The sequence below is a fragment of the Mesorhizobium sp. M0408 genome (assembly GCF_040321495.1).
Taxonomy (GTDB): domain Bacteria; phylum Pseudomonadota; class Alphaproteobacteria; order Rhizobiales; family Rhizobiaceae; genus Mesorhizobium.
Genome location: NZ_JAMYRO010000025.1, coordinates 18,293 through 41,429, shown reverse-complemented (window position 1 = coordinate 41,429; position 23,137 = coordinate 18,293). Strand labels below are relative to the sequence as shown.

Annotated in this window: 22 protein-coding genes; 4 read left to right on the top strand and 18 right to left on the bottom strand. The window is 63.2% G+C overall.

All coding sequences use genetic code 11. The features are described 5' to 3' along the window. Positions 1-79 precede the first annotated feature (79 nt). Both NKI67_RS25185 and NKI67_RS25180 read right to left on the bottom strand, forming a co-directional pair. Positions 80-2,302: an AMP-binding protein gene (locus NKI67_RS25185; RefSeq protein WP_352647450.1), complete on the bottom strand. Its 2,223-nt coding sequence runs from the start codon at positions 2,300-2,302 to the stop codon at positions 80-82. Between the two features lie 141 nt (positions 2,303-2,443). Next, positions 2,444-2,851, bottom strand: a complete 408-nt coding sequence (locus tag NKI67_RS25180) for a tautomerase family protein (protein WP_023677725.1) — start codon at positions 2,849-2,851, stop codon at positions 2,444-2,446. A 114-nt stretch (positions 2,852-2,965) separates the two neighbouring features. Here NKI67_RS25180 and NKI67_RS25175 point away from each other — a divergent pair, with 114 nt between their 5' ends. Then, on the top strand, positions 2,966-3,859 hold the full coding sequence (locus NKI67_RS25175) for a LysR substrate-binding domain-containing protein (RefSeq protein WP_352647448.1): 894 nt from the start codon (positions 2,966-2,968) through the stop codon (positions 3,857-3,859). Positions 3,860-4,016: 157 nt separating this feature from the next. Here the strand turns inward: NKI67_RS25175 and NKI67_RS25170 are convergent, their stop codons facing one another. After that, positions 4,017-4,925 (bottom strand): DMT family transporter, encoded by a 909-nt coding sequence (locus NKI67_RS25170; RefSeq protein ID WP_502896643.1) that lies wholly within the window; start codon positions 4,923-4,925, stop codon positions 4,017-4,019. Positions 4,926-5,246: 321 nt separating this feature from the next. Here NKI67_RS25170 and NKI67_RS25165 point away from each other — a divergent pair, with 321 nt between their 5' ends. Further along, the gene (locus NKI67_RS25165; protein WP_352448969.1) at positions 5,247-5,753 is read left to right on the top strand and encodes an OsmC family protein; all 507 of its coding nucleotides are present in this window, start codon (positions 5,247-5,249) and stop codon (positions 5,751-5,753) included. Positions 5,754-5,787: 34 nt separating this feature from the next. On the opposite strand, the gene NKI67_RS25160 is transcribed toward NKI67_RS25165, so the two are convergent. The 14 genes from NKI67_RS25160 to rpsF all read right to left on the bottom strand — a co-directional run bounded on the left by NKI67_RS25160 (position 5,788) and on the right by rpsF (position 17,929). Next, on the bottom strand, positions 5,788-6,009 hold the full coding sequence (locus NKI67_RS25160) for a hypothetical protein (RefSeq protein ID WP_254820234.1): 222 nt from the start codon (positions 6,007-6,009) through the stop codon (positions 5,788-5,790). 129 nt (positions 6,010-6,138) lie between these two features. Next, positions 6,139-6,768: a hypothetical protein gene (locus tag NKI67_RS25155; protein WP_352647447.1), complete on the bottom strand. Its 630-nt coding sequence runs from the start codon at positions 6,766-6,768 to the stop codon at positions 6,139-6,141. Between the two features lie 80 nt (positions 6,769-6,848). Beyond that, positions 6,849-7,595, bottom strand: coding sequence for an SDR family NAD(P)-dependent oxidoreductase (locus tag NKI67_RS25150; protein ID WP_352647445.1), 747 nt, complete (start codon positions 7,593-7,595; stop codon positions 6,849-6,851). A gap of 23 nt (positions 7,596-7,618) precedes the next feature. Next, positions 7,619-7,888: a hypothetical protein gene (locus tag NKI67_RS25145; protein WP_352647443.1), complete on the bottom strand. Its 270-nt coding sequence runs from the start codon at positions 7,886-7,888 to the stop codon at positions 7,619-7,621. 14 nt (positions 7,889-7,902) lie between these two features. Beyond that, on the bottom strand, positions 7,903-9,372 hold the full coding sequence (gene purF, locus NKI67_RS25140; RefSeq protein WP_352647441.1) for an amidophosphoribosyltransferase: 1,470 nt from the start codon (positions 9,370-9,372) through the stop codon (positions 7,903-7,905). A 125-nt stretch (positions 9,373-9,497) separates the two neighbouring features. Further along, positions 9,498-10,169, bottom strand: coding sequence for a CvpA family protein (locus NKI67_RS25135; protein WP_023677716.1), 672 nt, complete (start codon positions 10,167-10,169; stop codon positions 9,498-9,500). 47 nt (positions 10,170-10,216) lie between these two features. After that, a complete protein-coding gene (gene radA / locus NKI67_RS25130; RefSeq protein ID WP_352453216.1) occupies positions 10,217-11,635 on the bottom strand; it encodes a DNA repair protein RadA in 1,419 nt (472 codons plus the stop codon). A gap of 228 nt (positions 11,636-11,863) precedes the next feature. Further along, entirely contained in the window at positions 11,864-13,354 is a 1,491-nt protein-coding gene (locus NKI67_RS25125) for a replicative DNA helicase (protein WP_023677714.1), read from the bottom strand. Between the two features lie 206 nt (positions 13,355-13,560). Beyond that, on the bottom strand, positions 13,561-14,529 hold the full coding sequence (locus tag NKI67_RS25120; RefSeq protein ID WP_352647439.1) for a small ribosomal subunit Rsm22 family protein: 969 nt from the start codon (positions 14,527-14,529) through the stop codon (positions 13,561-13,563). A gap of 3 nt (positions 14,530-14,532) precedes the next feature. Next, on the bottom strand, positions 14,533-14,856 hold the full coding sequence (locus NKI67_RS25115; RefSeq protein WP_023677712.1) for a YnfA family protein: 324 nt from the start codon (positions 14,854-14,856) through the stop codon (positions 14,533-14,535). A gap of 82 nt (positions 14,857-14,938) precedes the next feature. Beyond that, complete coding sequence (locus NKI67_RS25110; protein WP_023677711.1) at positions 14,939-16,228, bottom strand: cyclopropane fatty acid synthase; 1,290 nt, start codon at positions 16,226-16,228, stop codon at positions 14,939-14,941. A 153-nt stretch (positions 16,229-16,381) separates the two neighbouring features. After that, positions 16,382-16,966, bottom strand: a complete 585-nt coding sequence (rplI, locus tag NKI67_RS25105) for a 50S ribosomal protein L9 (RefSeq protein WP_254820243.1) — start codon at positions 16,964-16,966, stop codon at positions 16,382-16,384. Between the two features lie 214 nt (positions 16,967-17,180). Continuing rightward, positions 17,181-17,429, bottom strand: a complete 249-nt coding sequence (gene rpsR, locus NKI67_RS25100; protein WP_006203718.1) for a 30S ribosomal protein S18 — start codon at positions 17,427-17,429, stop codon at positions 17,181-17,183. Beyond that, positions 17,429-17,929, bottom strand: a complete 501-nt coding sequence (gene rpsF / locus NKI67_RS25095) for a 30S ribosomal protein S6 (protein WP_023677709.1) — start codon at positions 17,927-17,929, stop codon at positions 17,429-17,431. The genes rpsR and rpsF overlap by 1 nt, the downstream gene beginning before the upstream one ends. 455 nt (positions 17,930-18,384) lie before the next feature. Between rpsF and NKI67_RS25090 the strand changes: the two genes are divergently transcribed. Continuing rightward, positions 18,385-19,929 carry a pilus assembly protein TadG-related protein gene (locus NKI67_RS25090; protein ID WP_352647437.1) on the top strand — a complete coding sequence of 515 codons (1,545 nt, stop codon included), beginning with the start codon at positions 18,385-18,387 and terminating at the stop codon, positions 19,927-19,929. A gap of 31 nt (positions 19,930-19,960) precedes the next feature. On the opposite strand, the gene NKI67_RS25085 is transcribed toward NKI67_RS25090, so the two are convergent. After that, positions 19,961-21,886 carry an LTA synthase family protein gene (locus tag NKI67_RS25085; RefSeq protein ID WP_023677707.1) on the bottom strand — a complete coding sequence of 642 codons (1,926 nt, stop codon included), beginning with the start codon at positions 21,884-21,886 and terminating at the stop codon, positions 19,961-19,963. 247 nt (positions 21,887-22,133) lie between these two features. Here NKI67_RS25085 and fabD point away from each other — a divergent pair, with 247 nt between their 5' ends. Beyond that, positions 22,134-23,099: an ACP S-malonyltransferase gene (fabD, locus tag NKI67_RS25080; protein ID WP_023677706.1), complete on the top strand. Its 966-nt coding sequence runs from the start codon at positions 22,134-22,136 to the stop codon at positions 23,097-23,099. The last annotated feature ends 38 nt before the right edge of the window (positions 23,100-23,137 follow it).

Sequence of the window (23,137 nt, the reverse complement as noted above, 5' to 3'; positions counted from 1 at the left end):
CATAAAAGCAAGAATCTAATGCGCGTCGCGCACAAGGCCGGTCGAACGCGCCGCGCTTTAGAGTTCTCGACAGCAAACCTCAGGCGGCTGCGCTCAGTCCCAGCCTCTCGAGTGCCAGCTTTCTAGTCGAGACATAGTCGGTCTTGCCGGAGCCCAGTACAGGGATCTCCTCGACCTTGACGATGTCGTTCGGCACCATCAGTTCGGCCGCGCCGGCTTTTTTGCCGAATTCGCGCAATTCGTGGGGATCGGCATTGTCGGCGGTGGTGACCAGAACGAGGCGCTCGCCGCGCCGCTTGTCCGGCACCGCTACCACGGCGTGATGCTCTTCCGGCCACAGCGACTGCACCAGCATCTCGACCGCACCAAGCGATACCATCTCGCCGGCTATCTTGGCGAAGCGCTTGGCGCGGCCGCGAATGGTGATGAAGCCTTCGCGATCGACCGAAATGATATCGCCGGTGTCGTGCCAGCCTTCGAGCGGCTGCAGCTCGCCAGGCCGGTCGCCGGTCATGTAGCCCATCATCAGGTTCGGCCCGTCGAGCCACAGCCGGCCGGCGTCGCTGATGCCTTCGACCGGTTCGAGTTTCATGCGCATGGCCGGCAGCAGCCGCCCGACCGTTCCATCGCGGCCGTGGATGGCGGTGTTGACGGCAACCACTGGTGCGGCCTCGGTCAAGCCAAAACCTTCGATGATCTCGGCCTGGAAGCGCTCGCGGTAAACCCGGCGCGTCTCCGGCTTCACCGCCTCGGCACCGGCCACGACGAAGCGCAGGCTGGAAAAATCGCCGTCCTTGGCGGTGCGGGCATAGTTGGCGAGGAACGTGTCGGTGCCGAACATCACCGTCGGCCGGACCTTGCGCGCCACCTCCGGAATAAGTTTGTAGTGGAGCGGTGACGGGTAGAGGAACAGCTTTACTCCGGTGACCAGCGGCAGGATGGTGCCGCCGGTCAGCCCGAACGAGTGGAACACCGGCAGCACGTTGAGCAGGATATCGGCCGGCGAGATGGTGATGCGAGCTTCCGCCTGCATCGCATTGGCAAGAAGGTTCCGGTGCGACAGCACCACGGCCTTGGGCGTGCCTTCCGAGCCGGAGGTGAACAGGATCACCGCCGGCTTGGCTGCGCCCTGGCGCTGCAACGGCCAGCGCCACAGCAAGCCGGCTGCGGCCTTGTCCAGCACGGTCACGCTTGCGCGGACATCCTCCAGCCACAGCAGTTTCGCCCCGCCCTTTTCCACCGCCTCGACGATGTCGGCGAGGTTGGCCTTTTCGACAAAGGCGCGTGAGGAGACCACGGTTCGGATCATCGCCGTGCGGACGGCGGCGGTGACGCTGGCCGGGCCGGCGGTATAGTTGATCATTGCTGCCACCCGCGCAGCCGACAAAAGTCCGACGAACGACAGCACGACGCCATTGGCGTTGGGCAGGAGCAGCCCAACCGCTTCGCCCGGCGCTGTTATTGCCTCGAACCGTCGGCCCAAAACCCTGGCGCCGATGAACATTTTCCGGTAGCTCAGGGGACCGCCAATGACATCCTCGATTATTGGGTGCGAAGCGCCAACACGGTCGGCCGCATCGCGCATGGCGAGGAACAGCCCTCGGTCGAGATCACTGCCGAAAAGCCTGGCCTCGGCGAAGCGATCAAACAGCGCATTGGTGTTGGAGGCCTGATCTGGGTTCCGCGCCACCAGCTCGGCGATGGTCATCGGCTCCAGCGCGCTGATCGACAGCTGCGGAAACCAATGGCGCGGCGCCTTGTCCGCCGGCGTCAGCGAGGCCGGCAGGCTGCGTGCGCCGGCAACGAAGACCGGCACGATACGGGCGTCGGCCTGCATGGCGATACGGGTGATGGCGCGAAACAACCGAAACGACTTGACGTCTGGCTCGACCGCATCCGGCAGGTAAACGGCGAGCCGGCCCTTGCCCTTCAGCACCCGCACCAATCTGCGGCTGACGAAGACATGCTCGGCGTTGAAGGCGATGGTGCGGCCGAGCTCGCGCCACGGCTCCAGCCACGGCGATCTGGCCGAAGCCTGGTCGAGGATGTGCAGCGTGTCCTCCGGCAGCAGCGACAGCATCAGCGCCGGCTCGATGCGTGACTGATGCCAGATGACATAGATGACCGGGGCCACCGACCTGCGCGCAATCTTGATGCGCTCGTCGCTGATCCGGTAGGCGAGCTTGAACGGCACGTAGAGCAGCGCCTGGCTCAAACGCAGGCCGAGGCGGAACTTCTCCACCACGCCGATCAGCAGCCAGGCCGCGACAAGACCCGCAAGCAGCGCCAGTGTCAGGATCATCGCCGCATCTCCCAACGATCTCACGTCACGGCTCTTCAGTGGCCGCTTCGGGTGAGAACCTAGCCGAAGTTGGATCAACGTCAATGCGGCTCCATTTTTCCTTCTCTTCTATGTTTGATTCGGCTCGGCTGCCTATCGCAGCTACGCCGCTTTCATCCTTCCGCTGATGAACCGGAATTCCTGCGTCTTGCCGCCAAAGCCATAGGCGGCTGCAGGCACTTCATGCACGAGGGCGTAGCTTTCCTCATGCACCTTACCCAGCAGCCGGCCGAATGCCGCGAAAATTGCCTGCAGATACGCCTCCAGTTCGAGCTTGGTGTTGGTGCCGTCGACAACCTTGATGTCGAGCCAGGCCGTGTTGGTGCCATGCTCGGCCAGCGACTTGCCGCCGGCGAACCAGTGCTCGGGGTCGTGATAGGAAATGGCAACAGCTGTGATCGTCGCGTCCTTGCGCAGATGCGTGGCCGTCAGTTCGGTCACTTCCTTGGCAATGGCGGCGGACAAAGCGGCATCGGGCTTGCCGGTAACGCTGACATTGATGATCGGCATATTTCTTCTCCTCGGTTTCAAGCGGCGCCTCTTCGCCGTCGAGAAAATCATGCCATCGTCCTTTGATCAAAAAAATCGAATTGTTTTTGATAAACACTTTGATAGTGTCGAATTATGCAGATGTTCGATCCCGACCTCCTCAAGACTTTCCTCGCTTTCGTCGACGGCGGTTCCCTGGCGCGGGCCGCGTCGATCGTCGGTCGCTCGCCGTCCGCAGTGACCGCGCAGATGCAGCGGCTGGAGGATGTTGTCGGCGAACCGCTGCTGGTGCCGCAGGGGCGAGGGCGCGGCCTGACGTCGGCAGGCGAGGATCTGATCGTTCACGCGCGTCGCATCCTTGCCGCGCACCGCGAGGCGTGGCTGGCCCTCAAAGGCGCGCACGCCGACGGGCGCGTCGCCATCGGCACCACGCAGGATTTCGCCGACAGCGGCTTGCCGCAGCTTCTCAGGGCTTTTGCTGTCAGCCATCCGCGCGTCAGGATCGAACTGCGCGTCGGCCGTTCCGCCGAACTGGCGCAGGCTTTGCAGGCCGGCATCCTTGATCTGGCCATTGCCATGCGGCAGGTGCCGACACGGGACGAAGTCGGTGTGCTCAAGGAACCAATGATCTGGCTTTGCTCACAAAACGGGCTGGCCACCCGCCACGACGAACTGCCCTTGGCGCTGCTCGATCCCCATTGCGGGTTTCGCGAAGCGGCGACCAGTGCACTCGATGCGGCCGGCCGTCGCTACCGCATTGCTGCCGGCAGTGCCAGCCTTGCCGGCCTGCGCACGGCGGTGCACGCCGGCATCGCCTTGACGTTGAGGACGGCGCGCTTCGCTCATTCCGGCATCGTCGAGGCGCCGCGCGATCTTGATCTGCCGCCGGTGCCGGTCGCCGAATTCGCCGTCCGCTTGCGTGAGGATGCCGACCGGCCGGCGCAGGATCTGGCCGCGTTGTTCAGCGGCAACCTGGCCTTGGCCAATCGAGCCAGCAAAGAAAAAGCCGACCTTGCGGTCGGCTTCTAAGTAGGACGGGCCGAGGGGTTTGGGGGGACTTGGGGTGGCCCGTCGCAGCCATAATGCCTGAGCCCTATGATGGTTCCATGACTTTTCAAATTAATTTTCAGGACCGGATTTCTCGTGATCGGACCACCAACTCGCGCTCGGACGCGGCGAGGATTGGTCATGCATCCGCTGCGCGCTGCCTGGCCATCAGCCAGTCGCGGCCGGCGTGAGCGAACACCGCGCAAAGCACGATGGCGCCACCGACCATGCTGGCTGCCGGCGGGATCTCCGCCAGGAACAGGAAGGCAAACAGGATCGCGAATGGCACTTCAGCTGAACCCAGCAATCCGGACTCGGCCGCCGGAATAAGCCGGGTGCCCTCCGTCCACAGGATCGAAGCCAGCGCGAACGAGGCGCCGAAGGTGACTAGAAGCACAGCGTCCCTGGCCGAGACAGCCAGCGGATCGGCGACGAACCAGCCGAGCACGAACAGAAGGAATGCCGACACCGCACCCGCCCACACCACCGGCGTGTCGCGGAAGGCGCGCACCATGATCATGTAGAGCGCGCTGCCGATCGTCATCAGCAGCGCCAGCCCGTCGCCGAACAAATGGCCGGTGCCGAAGCCGGACCAGACCATGATTGCCACACCGCATAGTGACACAGAAGCGGCGGCAAGCGTCTGCAGCCGGAACGGCTCGCGGACCAACAGGAGGGCCAGCAGCGCGGTGACGAACGGGGCCGTGGCATAGATGATCGCGACATTGGCGACAAACGTGAACTTGAACGCCGAGATAAAGGCGATGCTCGCGAGCGCGCCCTCGATCGCCAGCAGCCAGCCTCGCCAGCCGAGCCGCAAGCTGTCGCGACCGCCGGAGCGCTGGCGGCGCCATAGGACATAGAGGCTGATCAGGATCGAGCCGACGAAGCCGCGCCAGCAGGCAATGGTCAGCGGGTCGGCATGGATCGATTTGGTCAGCACGCCGGTGAGGCCGAAGACGGCCGCCGATGCCGAGACCAGGATGATGCCGAGGGTACGCTCGCGGGCGCTTTCCACTGTGCATGGCATGTCCAGCGATCCCGTCATCTCACCAGCCTACGCTGCCCCTTCCTGACACCATAGTGTCAGCTTGAGGCGTCCTGCATCGAAAACAGCAGGTAGGCAGCCCCGGTGAACAGGATTCCGGCAAGAACCCGTTCGCGGGTTTCCACGATGGCGATATCGGCCATATGTCCGGCGGCCTTACGAATGTGTTGCGAGAGACGGTGTGAAGGCGTTGGATGCTCCCCGTATCGTCAGGCTATACGGGCGAAACCCTGCCAAGCGCTACGCCAGTGGAGACTTGCGTTTGGGCAGGCGGCATCGCCGTTAGGCAGCGAAGCCAGGCAACTATGGGAGAGAAACGAAATGGACGCGATTGCATTGAAGGCCATGCAGGCGCCGCTGAAGGTGGCCTATCGCGACGACGCCTCGCGCGCGCTGATTACTCTCCGCGCCAAAGGCTCGATCGACGACCAATCGATCGCCTGCAAGGTCGAGACAGGCAGGGCGATCGCCATTGCCGGGCTGCATCCGGCGACCGGCGGCACCGGGCTCGAACTCTGCTCCGGCGACATGCTGCTGGAGGCACTGGTGGCTTGCGCCGGCGTCACGCTGAAGGCTGTAGCGACGGCGCTGGAATTCAAGCTTGGGGCCGCCACGGTGGAAGCCGAAGGCGACCTAGACTTTCGCGGCACGCTTGGCGTGGCAAAGGATGCGCCGGTTGGCTTCCGCGCCATCCGGCTGACATTTGGCCTCGACACCGACGAGCCGCAGGAGCGCATCGATGCGCTGCTCAAGCTGACCGAGCGCTACTGCGTCGTGTTCCAGACCATCAGCCAGAAGCCGGAGCTGACGGTAAGCGCGCGACGCTGACGATCTCCCCCTTGAGGGGGGAGATCACGCTGTCCTACTGCGCCGACGGCTCCTCGGCGTCGCCCTCGTCGGCGAAGGGCGAGGCGCTCGGCACGCACTGCACCGACCAGCCGGCCGGCGTCGGTTGCTTCTGGTATTCGGTTATGGCGAAGGCGCACTGTTCGCGGGTGTCGAATGTGCTGGGCAGCACGACCATGCCGCCTTGCGGGCCGGCGATCACCAGATACCAGACTAACGCTACGCTCGGTGCCGCCATGAGTATTTCCTCGCTCTGCTTGTTTTGGGAGTCGCACGATCCTAGCAACTCCGGCCCAGCGGCGAAAGCTGGGCCAAAGCGCGGCGTTAAGCCACGGCATCACAGCCACGTGATGTCGGGTCGTTTGGTTCAGTTCACCGCAAAACAATAGAACAGGCCGTCGCCGCCGGTGCCCTTCAGCGCTTCCTGGCTGCAGCCACCGCGTGACGCATGCGAGGAATTCCACGATTTGGCGGCTGCCGAATCATCGAGGCCGGTACGATCGTGATGACCCATCATCGCCACACCTTCTGCTCCGCTCAGCGTCCAGTCGCCGCAGGTCTGGTCGGCTATTTTCGTGCCATCCGGCTTGGAGCCGGTCAACACGTCGTGCCGGTTGGGCGTGTCGCCGCGGCCGTTGACCATTTGGCCCTTTTCGTCGAGTGCCGTCTGTTTGGTGATGGCGTTGGCATCGCTATGCAGGGAAGCGACATCATCGGCGATCTTGACGCCCTTGGCGTTGAACCACGGGCCTTTGCCGATACGGTCGCGTGCATCGGTATCGCTGGTCGAGAGATAGGCGCGCCATGTCTTGCCGGTAACGCCCGCGGCTTCGGCCAGTGAACTACAATGGGCGTCGGCGCCGTCGAGACCGCCGAGATCGGCGCCTTTGCCGGAGCCGACGCTGGTGACGAAAAAGCTCATCGTTGCCTCCTGCGACGACGCGGCGCCGATCACTGCAAGCAGCGCGGTGGCAGTCAAGAGAAGCAGTCTCCGCATATGGTCCTCCGTTTCTCGAATTGTGGCACCCGAACAACGTTGGTGCCGGCGCAATTCTTCCGGCAAAATGCGATGTGTGGCTACTCCGGCTGCCGGTAGGCGACAAAGCGATTGTGCTTGGCCTGGAAGATCAGCCCGGTCTCCTTGAGCGTGGGGCTGGCCAGCGGCACGATACGCTTGGCGATCTCCGAAGGGTGCGGCAGTGTTTCAGGATCCTCGCCGGGTACGGCCTGCGCCCGCATCGCGGTGCGCGTTGCCCCGGGATCGGCGGCATTGACCCTGAGCGGCAGGTTTTCGGTCTCATGCGCCCATGAACGCGTCATGGCCTCGACCGCCGCCTTCGACGCCGCATAAGGCGCCCAGAAGGCGCGTGCGGAGTGGGCAAGGCTGGAGCTCAGCACGATAGCACGGCCGGCATCGGAAAGCCTGAGCAACGGGTCGACCGAGCGGATCAGCCGCCAAGTTGCGGTGACGTTGATGGTCATCACCTTCTCGAAGGTCTTGGCCTCGACATGGCCGATCGGGGCGATGACGCCGAGCACAGCGGCGTTGGCGACCAGTATGTCGAGCTTGCCCCAGCGCTCGTGGATCGCGCCGCCCAGCCGGTCGATCCCCGCCATGTCGGCAAGATCGAGCGGTACCAGCGTCGCCTGTCCGCCACCTGCCTTGATCTGGTCGTCGAGTTCTTCCAATCCGCCGACGGTGCGAGCAACCGCAATCACATGCGCACCGGCCGCGGCAAGCTCCCTGGCGATGAAATAGCCGATACCGCGCGAGGCGCCGGTGACGACCGCAACGCGGCCGGAGAGGTCAAGGGCAGAAATCATGAGGTCACTCTCAAGATCAAAGGTTACGGAGACCAGCTACTATCATAACCGGTCGGAAACCAGATTCCCCGACGCAGGTAATGGCCGATATTCGGCCTGACATGGTTCTGGTCCAGGGTGTCCAGATCGGGGATGATCTTGATCCTGTAGGCGGTTGGAAATTTTCCGCTGGCAAACAACCGTGTTTTGGCGAGATCTACCGCATCCGTTTCGTCTTCTGCGGTGATGCCGACGCCCATCGGAAAACCGTGGCGGCGTCCTGCTTCAAAATCCAGCCAGAACAGCTTCAGCATTGAAGCAGCGTCTGCTAAGACCCGCCCGCCGCCAGTAGCGACAGCGTGCGCACATTGTCGGAGCCTTCGAAGTCGGCAAGCCGGGTCGGATACTGGCCGGTGAAGCAGGCGTCGCAGAATTGCGGCTGCTCGTTGTCGCGGCCGGCCTCGCCGACGGCGCGGTAGAGCCCGTCGATCGACAGGAAGCCGAGCGAATCGACGCGGATGAACTCGGCCATCTCCTCCACCGACATGCGCGACGCCAGCAGCTTCGACTTTTCCGGTGTGTCGACGCCGTAAAAGCAGGAGGCGCGCGTCGGCGGCGAAGCGATGCGCATATGCACTTCCTTGGCGCCGGCATCGCGCACCATCTGGACGATCTTCTGGCTGGTGGTGCCGCGCACGATCGAATCGTCCACCAGCACCACGCGCTTACCTTCGATCATGCGGCGGTTGGCGTTGTGCTTGAGCTTGACACCCATGTGGCGGATCGAATCGCCGGGCTGGATGAAGGTGCGGCCAACATAGTGATTGCGGATGATGCCGAGCTCGAACGGAATGCCCGCGGCCTGCGAAAAGCCGATCGCCGCCGGCGTGCCCGAATCCGGCACCGGCACGACGATGTCGGCCTCGACCGGACTTTCCTGCGCCAGCTCGGCGCCGATGCGCTTGCGCACTTCATAGACGTTGCGGCCTTCGACCGACGAATCCGGCCGCGCGAAATAGACATATTCGAAGATGCAGAAGCGGGTCTTCTGCGGCCCGAACGGGAACAGGCTTTCGATGCCCTTGCTGGTGACGACGACCATTTCGCCGGGCTTCAGGTCGCGCACGAAACGCGCACCGATAATATCGAGCGCGCAGGTCTCGGAGGCGAGAATCCAGGCGCCGTCGAGATCGCCGAGCACCAGCGGGCGGATGCCGAGCGGGTCGCGGCACCCGATCATCTTCTTGGACGTCATCGCCACCAGCGAGAAGGCGCCTTCGACTTGGCGCACCGCATCGATGAAGCGCGAATTCAGGTCGCGCTCCTTGCTGGTGGCAACCAGGTGCAGGAGCGTTTCGGTGTCGGAGGTGGAAGAGAAGATGGCGCCTTGCTTCTGCAGGGCGCGCTGAACGGTCATGGCGTTGGTGAGATTGCCGTTATGGGCGACGGCAAAGCCGCCATCGGCAAGTTCGGCGAAGAAAGGCTGGATATTGCGCAGACCGGCGCCGCCGGTGGTGGCATAGCGTGTGTGGCCGATGGCACGGTTGCCTTGCAGGCTGTCGATGACCCGCTGCTTAGTAAAGGTGTCGCCGATCAGGCCGACATGGCGTTCGACATGGAATTGGGTGCCGTCATAGGAAACGATGCCGGCCGCTTCCTGGCCTCGATGCTGCAACGCATGCAGACCGAGCGTTACAATGGCTGCGGCGTCCTGCCGGCCGAAAATGCCGAACACGCCGCATTCGTCGTGGAAATGGTCGTCGGCTTCGGCGGAAAGCACGTCGTCTGCGTCTGCCACTGAGGCTGCCATTGGGGCTCAAGCTCCGCTAAAGTCGCCATATAAGGTCATAGCGCATCGAAAGCAACGCACGTCGTGCGGCGTTCACATGATCGACAGTCTTGAGCCTCGCAAGTCTGTCGAAATCAGTTCGCCGGCGCCGGGTTTGCAGGTGCCGGCGTCGCGGGCGCATTGTCGGCCGGCGGCGCATCGCTGTCGTCGGGTGCCGGAGCAGTGGCGTCGTCGCCGGCGGCAGGGGCTTCCGCTGCAGGCGCGTCGGGGGCCAGAGGCGTCTCGGTGGCCGGCTGATTCGGATTGAGCTTGTTGAGGATGGCGTTTTCCGGATCCTCGGGCAGCAGGCTTTCGAGCTTGGCGCCGATCGATTCGAGCAACGGCTTTGACTTGGCGTTGGCAATCCAGCCTGGAGCCTTGGCGCCCGCCAGCCAATTGAAGAAAAGCAGCGCGACAGCGACGACCAGAATGCCGCGCGCCGCGCCATAGAGGAAGCCAAGTGTACGATCGAGCGCGCCGATCCTGGAATCGATGATCCAGTCGGCGAGCTTCATGGTGATGACCGAAACGACGATCAGCGCGACAATGAAGACGATACCGGCGGCCGCCGCCATGGCGGCCTTTTCGTTGTCGACATAGGGCTGGATGTAAGGCAGCACCGGCTTGTAGAAGAAGAAGGCGGCTGCCGCGGCGGCTGCCCAGGAGATGATCGACAGGATCTCGCGCGAAAAGCCGCGAACCATAGCGAGCATCGCCGAGACCAGGGTGAAGCCGACGAGAATTCCGTCAAGCAGCGTAATCGGCATGTTTTTCGCCCCACTCCGATCTCTTTTTCACGGCCCGACGAGCCGCATCACTCTTGCTCGTCGGCGCGGCTGCGCCGAGAGCCGGCTATGCGCGCCACGAGATCGGCAAGCTCGGTGGGCTGGAAAGCGCCGGCTCCGATCCCCCCGACCCCATTGCCACCAACAAGTTCCTCGCTGCCCAAGGGCAGAACCGCGCGTCCGAAACCCAGCTTTTCGGCTTCCTTGAGGCGCTGCTGCGCATGCGCAACCGGCCTCACCGCACCCGAAAGGCTGATTTCGCCGAAATAGACGCAATCGGCGGGAAGGGCAAGACCGGTGAGCGAGGAAACCAGTGCCGCCGCCACTGCCAGGTCGGCCGCCGGCTCCGAAATGCGGTAGCCGCCGGCAACGTTGAGATAGACGTCGTGCGTGCCGAAGCGGACGCCGCAATGGGCTTCCAGAACCGCCAGGATCATCGACAGCCGGGCACCGTCCCAGCCGACGACGGCGCGGCGCGGTGTGCCCAGCGTCGATGGCGCCACCAGCGCCTGGATCTCGACCAGCACCGGCCGTGTGCCTTCCATGCCGGCGAAAACCGCGGCACCCGGCGACTTCGCATGGCGCTCACCGAGGAAAAGCTCGGACGGGTTGGCGACTTCCCGCAAGCCCTTGTCCGACATTTCGAACACGCCGATCTCATCGGTTGGCCCGAAGCGATTCTTGACCGTGCGCAGGATGCGGTAGTGGTGGCCGCCTTCGCCCTCGAAATAGAGCACCGCGTCGACCATGTGCTCGACGACGCGCGGTCCGGCGATCTGGCCCTCCTTGGTGACGTGGCCGACCAGAACGATCGCCGCCCCTGTGGATTTTGCGTAGCGGATCATCGCCTGGGCAGCGGCACGCACCTGGGTCACCGTGCCGGGCGCCGAATCGGCCATATCGGTCCACAGCGTCTGGATCGAATCGAGAATGACCAGATCCGGCCGCTTGCCATCGGCGATGGTGGCGAGGATGTCCTCGACATTGGTTTCGGCGGCGAGCTCGACCGGGGTGTCGGCGACGCCGAGCCGCTGGGCGCGCAGCCTGATCTGCGCGACCGCCTCTTCGCCCGAGACATAGACGATGCGGTGGCCCTTTGCCGCCAGCGCGGCCGCGGCCTGGGTGAGCAGCGTCGACTTGCCGATGCCGGGATCGCCGCCGACCAGCAGCGCCGAGCCGCGCACGAAGCCGCCGCCGGTGGCGCGGTCGAGTTCGCCGATACCGGAGACGATGCGCGGCGCGTCCTCGATGTCGCCGGAGAGGCTGGTCAGCACCACCGCACGGCCCTTGCGGGCGTTGCGCGTATTGGCCGGGCCGGAGCCGATACCGCCTGACGTGCCTTCCTCGACCAGCGTGTTCCACTCGCCGCAGGCATCGCATTTGCCGGCCCAGCGCTGATGCACCGATCCGCAATTCTGACAGATGAACTGGATACGGGACTTGGCCATCAGGCGCGGCCTGCGGCAATTAAAAGACAGGTCGGCGGGACAGCGCCCCCCTCTGTCCTGCCGGACATCTCCCCCTCAAGGGGGGAGATTGGCAGCTCCGATATTGCCGTACATCTAGCAGCATTGACGATTGCCGAAAGCCGAAATGACATCCGATCTCCCCCCTTGAGGGGGAGATGTCCGGCAGGACAGAGGGGGGTGCGAAGGAATGAGACCTGTATCAAGAGGTCACTCGAACCGATCCGGCAAATGATGCTCTTCCGCAAGGTCCGAGAAGCGGGTGAACTCGCCCTGGAAGGCGAGGCTGACCGATCCCGTTGGGCCGTGGCGCTGCTTGGCGACGATTACCTCGGCCTTGCCGCGCATCTCGTTCATCTCGTGTTCCCACTTGATGTATTCGTCGGTGCCCGGCTTCGGCTCACGGTTCTTCAGATAATATTCCTCGCGGTAGACGAACAGCACTACGTCGGCGTCCTGCTCGATGGAGCCCGATTCGCGCAGATCCGAAAGCTGCGGGCGCTTGTCGTCGCGGCTCTCGACCTGGCGCGACAGCTGCGACAGCGCGATGATCGGCACCGCCAGCTCCTTGGCTAGTGCCTTGAGGCCGGTGGTGATCTCGGTGATTTCCTGGACGCGGTTTTGCGAGGATTTCGCGCTCGATCCCTGCATCAGCTGGATATAGTCGATAACGATGACGTCGAGGCCGCGCTGGCGCTTCAGGCGACGCGCGCGGGCCGACAGCTGAGCGATGGAAATGCCGCCGGTCTGGTCGATGAACAGCGGGATTTTCTGCATTGTCTGCGAGCAGGCGACCAGCTTTTCGAAATCCATCTCGCTGATCTCGCCGCGCCGGATTTTCGACGACGGGATTTCCGTCTGTTCGGAAATAATGCGGGTGGCCAGCTGTTCGGACGACATTTCGAGCGAAAAGAAGCCGACGACGCCGCCATTGGCCGCCTTGAACGAGCCGTCCGCCTGCTGCGCCGGGACATAGGCCTCGGCGATGTTGAAGGCGATATTGGTGGCGAGCGAGGTCTTGCCCATGCCGGGGCGGCCGGCAATGATGATCAGGTCGGACGACTGCAGGCCGCCCATGCGGCGGTCGAGATCGCGCAAGCCGGTAGCAACGCCCGACAAATGCCCGTCGCGCATATAAGCCGCATTGGCCATGTCGACGGCGGTCTTGACGGCATCGGTGAAGCTCTCGAAGCCGCCATCGTAGCGGCCGGTTTCGGCCAATTCGAACAGGCGCCGCTCGGCATCCTCGATCTGGTCGGAGGGCGACATGTCGACCGGCGCGTCATAGGCGATGTTCACCATGTCCTCGCCGACAGTGATTAGCGCGCGCCGCGTCGCCAGATCGTAGATGGCGCGGCCATAGTCGGTGGCGTTGACGACGGTGACGGCCTCGACCGCCAACCGCACGACATATTGCGCCACCGTCATGTCGCCGACCTTCTCGTCGGCCGGCAGGAAGGTCTTCAGCGTGATCGGCGTCGCGATCTTGCCCATGCGGATGAGCTCGGCCGCGACCTCGAAGATCTTTCTATGCAGCGGCTCGTAGAAATGGCCGGGCTTCAGGAAGTCGGAGACGCGGTAGAAGGCATCGTTGTTGACCAGTATGGCGCCGAGCAGCGCCTGCTCGGCCTCGATGTTGTTCGGCGCCTCGCGATAGAGCGGTGTTTCCGCCACGCCGAATTTTCGTGCTGCCTCTGCCATGATGTCCCCGGTCCTGATCCCCGTCTCTCGATATCAGAACGAGACAAGTCGATGATGACTTATCTGCATCAGTCCCCAACCAACCAACTTTGATGCCCGCGATTCACAGCCAGGATCTTTCGGTGGAAAGAATCTCGATTGACTCGAATCAAGATGGCGAGCCTAGCCGTTCTCGGGCGAGAACAAAACAGGAAAATAGCTGCCGGTCATTCCGGCAAGGCATCACCCCAATCCAGTCGCCGCGCGGCCTTGAACGTCTCGCCGTCGCGCTTGGTGAACAGTCGCTCGGCAGCACCCCCATCCTGTTCGCAAAGCTTCAGCAAGACCTTGCCGGAGCCCGACTTCGGCGGTGCGATCACTCGCGCTCGAGGCGGAGCGGCCGGATGGCGGGAGGCCGCGACAAAGATGAATTTCTCGTCCTCCCACGGCACCTCGGCATCCTTGGCCAGACGGTGCAGGCGCGAGCGGGCGACGCGGCGGGCGAAATGGCACCAGTCGGGGGCGACGAGCGGGCAGGGCGCCTCATGCGGGCAGGGCGCAAGCACGTGCGCGCCCGCCTCGATCAGCTGCCGCCGCACGGCAAGAATACGCTGCCAGCCGGCCGGCGTGCCCGGCTCGACCACCAGCAGCGTGTCTGCGGTCAGCCGCCAGAGCCGGTCGACGAGTTTTGCCAGCGATGCCGGCGCGATCTCATCCAGCACATAGGCTGAAGTCACCAGCTCGGCCGGCTCCAGATCGACCAGGTCGATGGTGATGTCGCCGGTCCGCCAGGCGGTCCTGGCCGTGATCGAATCCGCGGCAAGTGCTTCGCCGACCCTTCGTACCGCGGCGCCGGCCTCGAGTAGCACCGCCTGTTCGAGATCCGGCCAAAGATTGATTGTGGCCCAAAGCACCGTGCCAGGGCCGGCGCCGACATCGAGCAGGGTTTTTGGGAAAAAATCCGGCCGTGCCTCGCTGACCGCATCGAGGCTGGCGCGGATGGCGGCATAGGTCGCCGGCAGCCGCGTTGCCAGATAGGCCTTCACCGCCATCTCCTCGGCCATGTGCAGGCGGCCGTCGCGCAACTCGGCGCGGTAGCGGTCCGACAGCGTCTTTGCCGCTTGCTTAAGCATCGGCAACGGCACCTGTTCGAGAAGGCGCTCGACGCCTTGTCTAAGCGGGATGGGCAGTTCCATCGCTTAGGCAGTCCGAGGTACGAGCAGAATGACCGAGGCGCCAACGATGCAGATCGCGGCACCGGCAAGATCGCAGCGGTCGGGGTGCACGCCTTCCGCCAGCCACAGCCAGGCCAGCGAGGCGGCAATGTAGATGCCGCCATAGGCGGCATAGGCCCGGCCCGCCGCGCTGGTGTCGACCAGCGCCAGCAGCCACGCGAATAGCACGAGCGAGACGAGACCGGGCGCCAACCACAGCGGCGACTTGTCCAGCCGCCACCACGCCCAGAACGAAAAGCAGCCGGCGATCTCGGCAAGTGCGGCGGCGACGTAGAGGAGGTAGGTCATGAAAAAAGGTCCCGCGTTGACGGGACCCTTTTCAGCGTGCCGGCCGGCAATGGCAAGCGGCAATGGTGCAATCGCAGGCAGTCTACTCCGGATCCGCCACCTTGCGGCGGCGAGTGGGCTTGGCCGCAGAAGCCTTTTCACGACGTCCAAGATCGCGCATCTCCAGCGCCTTCTCGCAACTGGCCATGTAGTCGCGCGTCATCGGCAGCGTGTCGTTCTTCTTGGCAATCTGGATTTGGAAAATCACCAGATCCTGCCAGCGGAAAGCGGCTTCCGAGGCGGCAAGATAGAACTCCCACATGCGGCAGAAGCGCTCGTCATAAATCGCCTTGGCCTTGTCGCGGTTGGCGGCGAAGCGCTCGCCCCAATGCTTTAGCGTCTCCGCATAATGCAGCCGCAGGACCTCGATATCGGTGACGACGAGCCCCGATTTCTCGATGGCCGGCATCACTTCGGAGAGTGACGGGATGTAGCCGCCCGGGAAGATGTACTTGCGGATGAAGGCGCTGGTTGCCCACGGCACGCCGGAGCGGCCGATCGTGTGCAGCAGCATGACGCCGTCCGGCTTCAGCAGCGTCGCCGACTTGTCGAAGAAGGTGCGGAAATGATTGACCCCGACATGCTCGAACATGCCGACGGAGACGATGCGGTCGAAACGTTCATTGAGCTCGCGATAGTCCTTGATGTCGAAATGCACCCGGTTTTGCAGGCCTTGCGCATGGGCGCGGTCGGTGGCGACGCCGTGCTGCTCGGTCGACAGCGTCACGCCTTGCACGTCGACGTCGAACGCCTTGGCTAGATAGAGCCCAAGCCCACCCCAGCCGGAGCCGATATCAAGAACCGTCTGGCCGGCCTTCAGCCTGAGCTTGGCGGCGATATGGCGCTTCTTGGCCGCTTGTGCCTCGTCGAGCGTCATGTCCGGCTGCTCGAAATGCGCGCAGGAATACTGCATGTCCTCATCGAGGAAGAGGCGGTAGAGATCGCCCGACAGATCGTAATGGCGCTGCACGTTGCGGCGCGCCCGCGACGCCGTGTTGATCTGCTGCAGGCGCCGGAAGGCGTGGCGCAGACCTTCGATCGCCTTCGACCAGGTGGCATCGATACCGCCGCTGCCCATGTTCTGGAAAGCAATCCGCATCACCCCCAGCACGCCGCCCTCGAGAATGTCGAGTTCACCGTCCATGTAGGCTTCCGGCACCGCCAGCATCGGATCGAAGGTTATTGCGCGCTCGGCATGCCTTGTCTTGATGTGCATGTGCACCGGCTCGCCGCTGCCGTCACCGAAAGTCACCATCGAGCCTTGCGGCCCTGTCACCTTGAGATTGCCTATGCGGACCAGGCGGTCGAGAACGCGTTTCAGCAGAATATTCATGACCAATTGTCCCCTCTCGGCCAGACATGCTGTCCTATTCTGCATCAAGATATAGGGGTTCGAAAAGTTCCATTTGGCATAAAAATGCCCGGGTACGAGGCCCGGGCATTGGTCCAGAATAGCGATTAGCCGGCGAATGCCGACGAATCACGATCAGCCGTTGTCTTCGCCGCCTTCGAACTCGGCATTCGGATCGAAGAAGTTTTCCGGCCGCGCATTATCGTTGATGTCCTCGCCGTAGATGGCTTCGGCGGTGGTCAGTGTTTCGCCCTTGGCCTGGCGCTCGGCTTCGTCGGCCGTGCGGGCAATGTTGAGCGTGATGGTAACCTCGACTTCCGGGTGCAGTGCGATCGCCACATTGGTGACGCCGATGGTCTTGATTGGCTGGTTGAGCAGGATCTGGTTGCGGTTGACCGAAAAACCTTCCGCCGTCACCAGCTCGGCGATGTCGCGCGTCGAGACCGAACCATAAAGCTGACCGGTTTCGCCGGCCGAGCGCACGGCGATGAAGCTCTTGCCGTCGAGCTTTTCTGCAATCTGCGCGGCTTCGGACTTGCGCTCCAGGTTGCGGGCTTCGAGCTGGGCCCGCTGTCCCTCGAACTTCTTCTTGTTAGCTTCGTTGGCGCGCAGCGCCTTGCCTTGCGGCAGCAGGAAATTGCGGGCGAACCCGTCCTTGACCTTGACGGTATCGCCCATCTGGCCGAGGCGGGAAACGCGTTCGAGAAGAATGACTTCCATGGTTTTGTTCCTTCGCTTGGGCGCTATCCTCAGGATCGGCGCCGAGTTGTCTGGAACAGGTCAGGAAGCTGGGGCGTCGCCGCCTGTGTCGCTGTCCTGCCTGTCGCGGCAGTTAGGATCTCTTGTCGAAATCCAACCCGGGATTTGGTGTTCGATCCGGCTACGCCCGTCGTGGCCGGTGAAAAAGCGGGCGGCGAACCGCCCGCCTGAAGTGTTAGCGGACCACGTAGGGCAGCAGGCCGAGGAAGCGGGCGCGCTTGATCGCCTTGGCGAGTTCGCGCTGCTTCTTCTGGCTGACGGCGGTGATACGCGATGGCACGATCTTGCCGCGCTCGGAGATGTAGCGCTGCAGAAGCCGCACGTCCTTGTAGTCGATCTTCGGCGCGTTGGCGCCGGAGAACGGGCAAGTCTTGCGGCGACGGTGGAAGGGGCGCCGGGTTGGGATCTGGTTGATGTCGACCATTATTCTGCGGCTCCTTCAAAGCCTTCGCGCGGACGGCGCGGGCCACGATCGGCACCGCCATCGCCGAAGCTGCGCGGCGGACGATCACCACGGTCACCGCGATCGCGGTCGCCGAATGAGCGCGGGCCACGATCGCCACGGTCGCGGTCGCCGAAGCCGCCGCGTTCCGAGCGCTCTTCGCGCTTCTGCATCATTGCCGACGGACCTTCCTCATGCGAATCGACCTTGATGGTCAGGAAACGCAGCACGTCCTCGGACAGGCCCATCTGGCGCTCCATTTCATTGAGCGCGGCCGGCGGGCAGGTGATGTCCATGAGTGTATAATATGCCTTCCGGTTCTTGTTGACCCGGTAGGTGAGGGACTTCAGTCCCCAGTTCTCGACCCGGCCGACGGACCCGCCATTCGCGGTGATGACGCCCTTGTACTGTTCGACAAGCGCATCGACCTGCTGCTGCGAGAGGTCCTGCCGGGCAAGAAACACATGTTCGTATAGAGCCATAGTGTTCGTGCCTTTCTTCGTTTCTCTCCCGGTTCCCGGCGGCAAAAGCCTCTGCAACTTCTCTGACCCGCAATCCTTGCGAAGGCGGGGAAGAAAGGAGCATGACGAGACGGTCGAGAGCGGAGACACGGGAGGCGGAAGCGCTTCTGGCTTCACGCGAAGGTTTCGAAAAACCTCCGGCCCTCCGTTCAGCCCCCAGCAAGGACCGGCAGATTGCGGGCGTCTATACAGGAATTTGACCGCAAAGCAAGGCCAAACGACAGGGCAAACGGCCCTACCGTCCCAGAGCGCCACGGGCCTCGACGGCAAGGCGTACGGATTTCCTGAAACCGGACCTTAACCACCATGCGAAGTTCCAGCACCGGCGGGCGTGGCGGCAACCCGTCGTTCATCATGCGGATGCAAAAGCAAACAGTCTGTGCGAGGTCGGCAGCAAGGCGGTTTTGGGGACAAAAATGCTTTTCGACAAATTCTGCCGTTCGAAGAGCGGCAACTTTGCCCTGATGCTGGCGTTCGGGCTGCCTGCGGTTCTGACCGCCGTCGCCTTTGCCGTGGACGTGTCCACCTTGATGAGGGCCAAGGTCAGCTTGCAGAACGCGCTCGATGCCGCGAACCTTGCATCTTCGCATCTCGGCGACATCGAGGCTTCGCGCAAGGACGTCTTCGACCGCTACTTCCAGACCAATGTCGCCGGCCACAGCGAGTTGAGGAACGCCGAAGCGACGCTTACCGTGGAAAGGGGCCTCAATTACATCCAGACAAAGGCTGTCGCCATGGCCGACGTCAATTTGAACTTCGCCTTCCTGTTCGGCAACGACAAGCGCATCACCGTCGATGCCGGCGCCGTCGAATCGACCAATCAGCTCGAAGTCGTGCTGGTGCTCGACAATACCGGGTCGATGGCCAGCAACGATCGCATCGGCGCATTGCGGACGGCGGCGACGGCCCTGATCGACATGCTCGAAACGGCGAAGTCGCCGACGCGCAGCGTACGTGTAGCGGTGGTGCCGTTCGTCACCGCGGTCAACGTCAAGGGCGAGGACTACGATCCGGCCTGGATCGACATGGCCGGCAAATCGCCGAACAATGGCGCCAATTTCCCCTTGGTCGGCGGCAAGCGCGTCAACCATATGGACCTGTTCAAGCAATTGGGCGTCGAATGGAGAGGCTGCGTCGAAGCGCGGCCCGGAACCAACAATGTTTCCGACATTTCGCCCGACCAAAACAAACCGGACACCCTGTTCGTACCCTATTTCGCGCCGGACGATCCAGGTAACGCTAAAAATCCAACCAGCTCCTACGGCAATTCAGCGACCGGCTACAACAATTCCTATCTCGACGATACCGTTGTCACCGTGCTTCCCGGCCTCACCAGCGACATGGCGAAGTACAGTGTTTCGACGATGAAGCTGATCAACGACAAGAGAGGCCCACTGACTATCGGCCCAATCCGGGCCTGTCCGACGCCGATAGTGCCGCTGACCGATGATTTCGACAAATTGCGGAAGGCCGTCGGTGAGATGATCGAATGGAACGGCTCGGGGACCAATGTTTCGGAAGGCTTGTCATGGGGGATGCGGGTGCTCTCGCCGGAACCGCCTTACAGCGACGGCGCGCCGTTCAGGGCGTCAGGCACGACCAAAACGGTGCTGCTGCTCACCGACGGCGAGAATGTTGTCTATGGCGCGAAGGATACGCCACAGAAGTCGGACTATGGCTCCTACGGATTCCTGGCCTCGGGTCGGTTTGGATCCAGCGACCAGACCGCGGCTGCGCGCAATGTCGACGATTGGACAACCAATGTATGCAACACATTGAAGAAGCAGGACGTGCAGATATTCACAGTGCTGCTGCAGGCCGACACCGCAGCCAACCGCAAGCTTTACGAGGCCTGCGCATCGTCGCCGTCGGATTATTACCCGACCAACGACGTCAGTCAGCTCGAAAGCGTCTTCCTGAAAATCGGAAGCTCGATTTCGCAGCTGCACTTGACGAACTGAACGACGTCGGCCGCTCTCCCGCCGCCGCTGCTCAACTCGTGTGTGCAGCCACTTTGCCTGTGGTTTCGGGGAAGAAATCGGGCGCCGCATGGCGCTTGCCGAACATCATGTCGTATTGCAGCAGACGGAAGTCGCGGATTGCCGGATCGATCTCTTTCTGACGCGACCAATCGGGGGTGGCGTCGCCCCCCGGTGCCAAAAGCAAATTGCGGTCGATAACGCGGTAGCGCTCTCGCAACTGTCCGAGGAAGCCGGTGTAATAGGGATGGCTGATGCCGGCTGTCTTCAGGATATGGTAGGGCAGGAAGGACGGGCTGACGGCGCCCAGATCCTCGGCCGGGCCGCTGCGATTCGACCAGACGATCAGCGGCGTCTGGTGGTGCAGCAGCATCTGGTCGGCCGCCTCCTTGCGCGGCGCAACATTGTCCTTCAGGAAGCCGGTCTCGACGTAGACCGGCCCAAGCGGCGGCAGATGGTCGCCGAAGAACGCGATGACGGTCGGCCGCTCGCGTTTCTTCGCCCATTCGATCAGCCGCTCGAGGCCGCGGTCCGCGTCGGAAGAGCCTTCGGCATAGCTCAACAGCGATTCACGCGCCCATTGGCTGATCGGCGCCTGCACCTTGTGGGTCGGATTGTTATAGCGATACGGCTCATACGGCCCGTGGTTCTGCAGGCTGACGGCGAAAAAGAAGACCGGCTCGGCGCTGGTATCGGCTTCGTGGATAATCTCGTCGGTCATCGCAGCGTCCGACGCGAGCGGTCCGCGCTTCTGCATGGGCGGCAACGTCTCCTCGGACTTGAAGTCGTTGAAGCCGAAATCGGCATAGACGGCCCCCCGGTTCCAGAACCAGTTAGTGCCGGGATGGATAGCGCGCGCCCGGTAGCCTTGACTTTTCAGGAAGGTCGCCAGCGAGGGAGTCGGTGTCCGCACATATTGCTGGTAGGGAATGCTGCCCGCCGGCAGGAAGGCGTTGGAAAAGCCGGTCAGGGCCTCGAACTCGATGTTGGCCGTCATGCCGCCGAACTCGGGCGAGAACATGTAACCCGTGCGCAGTGCCCGCACATTGGGGATAGGGTCGGGCGTGATGGTGACGCCGGGTAGCTTGGTCGGATCCCAGAAGGATTCGCTCATGACGACGATGATGTCGGGCTTCTCGGCGGGTACCGAAGCCGTCACCTGCGGTTTGCCGATCGCTTCGATCGCCTTGCCGGAATAGCCGGGCGGCGCCGAGACATGCGCCATCGGGACGTTCAGCGCGAAGGCGAGCGCAAAACCGTTCGAGGCATAGTTTTCCTTCTGGTCCCACATGATCGGGATGATCTGCAGCCGGTCGCGTGTCCACGAGAAAGTGGCATAGTCCATGATGGAGACGAAGAAGGCGATCAGCGGCACCGTCAGCGTCAGCCGGGCAAGGCGGCCCTTGTGGCTGAGTGCCGGAACGCGGCGGCGCCATAGCCGCCAGCCATAGACGAGCAGCGACAGCCCGCCGACGATGCCGATCGCCAGGGCAATGGCGGTTCCCGGGCGATCGCGTACCAGAAGCGGCATCAATGCCACGATCTGCCGGGAATAGAGGAAATCGGTCGGATAGAGCGGATCGCCGAGATACAGCGACTTCTGGTGGCCGACGAACGCCAGCGACAATGTCAGCGGCGCGACGATCATCAGGCTCTGGTGACTGCGGCCGAGCACGGCGTCGAGGCCGATGAGGATCAGCGCAAAAATGATGATCGTGGTCCAGCCGGGTTTGAAAGGCTGCAGAAAGAAATCAATGGTGCCGGCAAAGTTGCCGCGCACGATCAGTTCGATGGCAAACACAAGGATGGCCGCAGCCAGCAAGCTGATAAGGCCATAGCGGATGACAGGCCATTTGCGCGCCGGCAGATAGCCGGTCGACGGATCGCCTTCAAGAAACTGGGGCGCCGCCTCGGCTGCGCTCTGCTTGGTCTTTGCCACTTCAATAGTTCCCCGGCCCGCAACAAAAGCGTCACTCGATTGTCATCGAACTGTCACGCAAAGCTTAGCGCCTGCGGCGGAAATAAGAAGAGCCAGCAAACAAATCGTGAGCGGTTTTCATCATGAGTGATCGCCAAAAAGCCTGCCGAAACAGGCACTCGGCCGATATTACGCGATCAAGGTTGGACTTGACTTGGCCGCACGCCTTGCGTCACAGGCAACGTGAACCAGCAGCTGGGAGCCGCCGATGGCCATCGCATTCACCTTTCCGGGGCAGGGCAGCCAGGCTGTCGGCATGGGCAAGGACCTCGCCGATACCTTTGTGGAATCGCGGCGGATCTTCGAGGAAGTCGACGACGCGCTCGGCGAAAACTTATCGAAGCTGATCTGGGAAGGCCCGGAAGAGACGCTGACGCTGACCGCCAACGCCCAGCCGGCGCTGATGGCGGTGTCGCTTGCCGCAATCCGGGCGCTGGAGGCGCGCGGCTTCTCCCTGAACGGCAAGGTCACCTATGTCGCCGGCCACTCGCTCGGCGAATATTCGGCACTTGCGGCCGCAGGTTTCGTTTCGGTCGCCGACGCCGCCCGGCTGTTGCGCATCCGCGGCAACGCCATGCAGGCGGCTGTGCCGGCCGGCGAGGGCGCCATGGCGGCGATCATCGGGCTGGAACAGGCCGACGTCGAAGCCGCTTGCGCAGAGGCCGCCCAGGGCGCCGCCAAAGATCCCGCACAAGCCTTGGTTTGCCAGATCGCCAATGACAATGGCGGCGGCCAGCTGGTGATCTCCGGCGCCAGGCCAGTGGTCGAACTGGCGGCGAGGCTATGCACGGAGAAGGGCGCCAAGCGGGCGCTGATGCTGCAGGTCTCGGCGCCCTTCCATTCGACATTGATGAAGCCTGCGGCCGAGATCATGCGGGAGGCGCTGGCCGCCGTGACGAAGAGTGCGCCGGTCGTGCCGCTGGTCTCCAATGTTACGGTGACCCCGACGAGCGATCCCGACGAGATCGCCCGCCGACTCGTCGAACAGGTGATCGGGCGCGTGCGCTGGCGCGAAACGGTGGAGTGGTTCGGCAGCAACGGCGTTGCGACGCTTTACGAAGTGGGCGCCGGCAAGGTGCTGTCGGGGCTGGCCCGCCGCATCAACCGCGATATTGCCACCACTGCCATCGGATCCGCGGCGGATGTCGAGGCGGCGCTGGCGGCGCTTGCATAATCAACTGGCGATTTGACCCCGCTCCATGCGAAGGGTGT

Coding starts and splice junctions, on each gene's coding strand:
- NKI67_RS25145 (WP_352647443.1), bottom strand. CDS start 7,888: ATGCTGAAGCTGTTCTGGCTGGATTTTGAAGCAGGACGCCGCCACGGT.
- NKI67_RS25185 (WP_352647450.1), bottom strand. CDS start 2,302: ATGATCCTGACACTGGCGCTGCTTGCGGGTCTTGTCGCGGCCTGGCTG.
- NKI67_RS25165 (WP_352448969.1), top strand. CDS start 5,247: ATGGACGCGATTGCATTGAAGGCCATGCAGGCGCCGCTGAAGGTGGCC.
- NKI67_RS25090 (WP_352647437.1), top strand. CDS start 18,385: ATGCTTTTCGACAAATTCTGCCGTTCGAAGAGCGGCAACTTTGCCCTG.
- NKI67_RS25115 (WP_023677712.1), bottom strand. CDS start 14,856: ATGACCTACCTCCTCTACGTCGCCGCCGCACTTGCCGAGATCGCCGGC.
- NKI67_RS25180 (WP_023677725.1), bottom strand. CDS start 2,851: ATGCCGATCATCAATGTCAGCGTTACCGGCAAGCCCGATGCCGCTTTG.
- NKI67_RS25170 (WP_502896643.1), bottom strand. CDS start 4,925: ATGACGGGATCGCTGGACATGCCATGCACAGTGGAAAGCGCCCGCGAG.
- NKI67_RS25155 (WP_352647447.1), bottom strand. CDS start 6,768: ATGCGGAGACTGCTTCTCTTGACTGCCACCGCGCTGCTTGCAGTGATC.
- NKI67_RS25175 (WP_352647448.1), top strand. CDS start 2,966: ATGCAGATGTTCGATCCCGACCTCCTCAAGACTTTCCTCGCTTTCGTC.
- NKI67_RS25120 (WP_352647439.1), bottom strand. CDS start 14,529: ATGGAACTGCCCATCCCGCTTAGACAAGGCGTCGAGCGCCTTCTCGAA.
- radA (WP_352453216.1), bottom strand. CDS start 11,635: ATGGCCAAGTCCCGTATCCAGTTCATCTGTCAGAATTGCGGATCGGTG.
- rplI (WP_254820243.1), bottom strand. CDS start 16,966: ATGGAAGTCATTCTTCTCGAACGCGTTTCCCGCCTCGGCCAGATGGGC.
- NKI67_RS25150 (WP_352647445.1), bottom strand. CDS start 7,595: ATGATTTCTGCCCTTGACCTCTCCGGCCGCGTTGCGGTCGTCACCGGC.
- NKI67_RS25125 (WP_023677714.1), bottom strand. CDS start 13,354: ATGGCAGAGGCAGCACGAAAATTCGGCGTGGCGGAAACACCGCTCTAT.
- NKI67_RS25135 (WP_023677716.1), bottom strand. CDS start 10,169: ATGCCGATTACGCTGCTTGACGGAATTCTCGTCGGCTTCACCCTGGTC.
- fabD (WP_023677706.1), top strand. CDS start 22,134: ATGGCCATCGCATTCACCTTTCCGGGGCAGGGCAGCCAGGCTGTCGGC.
- NKI67_RS25160 (WP_254820234.1), bottom strand. CDS start 6,009: ATGGCGGCACCGAGCGTAGCGTTAGTCTGGTATCTGGTGATCGCCGGC.
- NKI67_RS25110 (WP_023677711.1), bottom strand. CDS start 16,228: ATGAATATTCTGCTGAAACGCGTTCTCGACCGCCTGGTCCGCATAGGC.
- rpsR (WP_006203718.1), bottom strand. CDS start 17,429: ATGGTCGACATCAACCAGATCCCAACCCGGCGCCCCTTCCACCGTCGC.
- rpsF (WP_023677709.1), bottom strand. CDS start 17,929: ATGGCTCTATACGAACATGTGTTTCTTGCCCGGCAGGACCTCTCGCAG.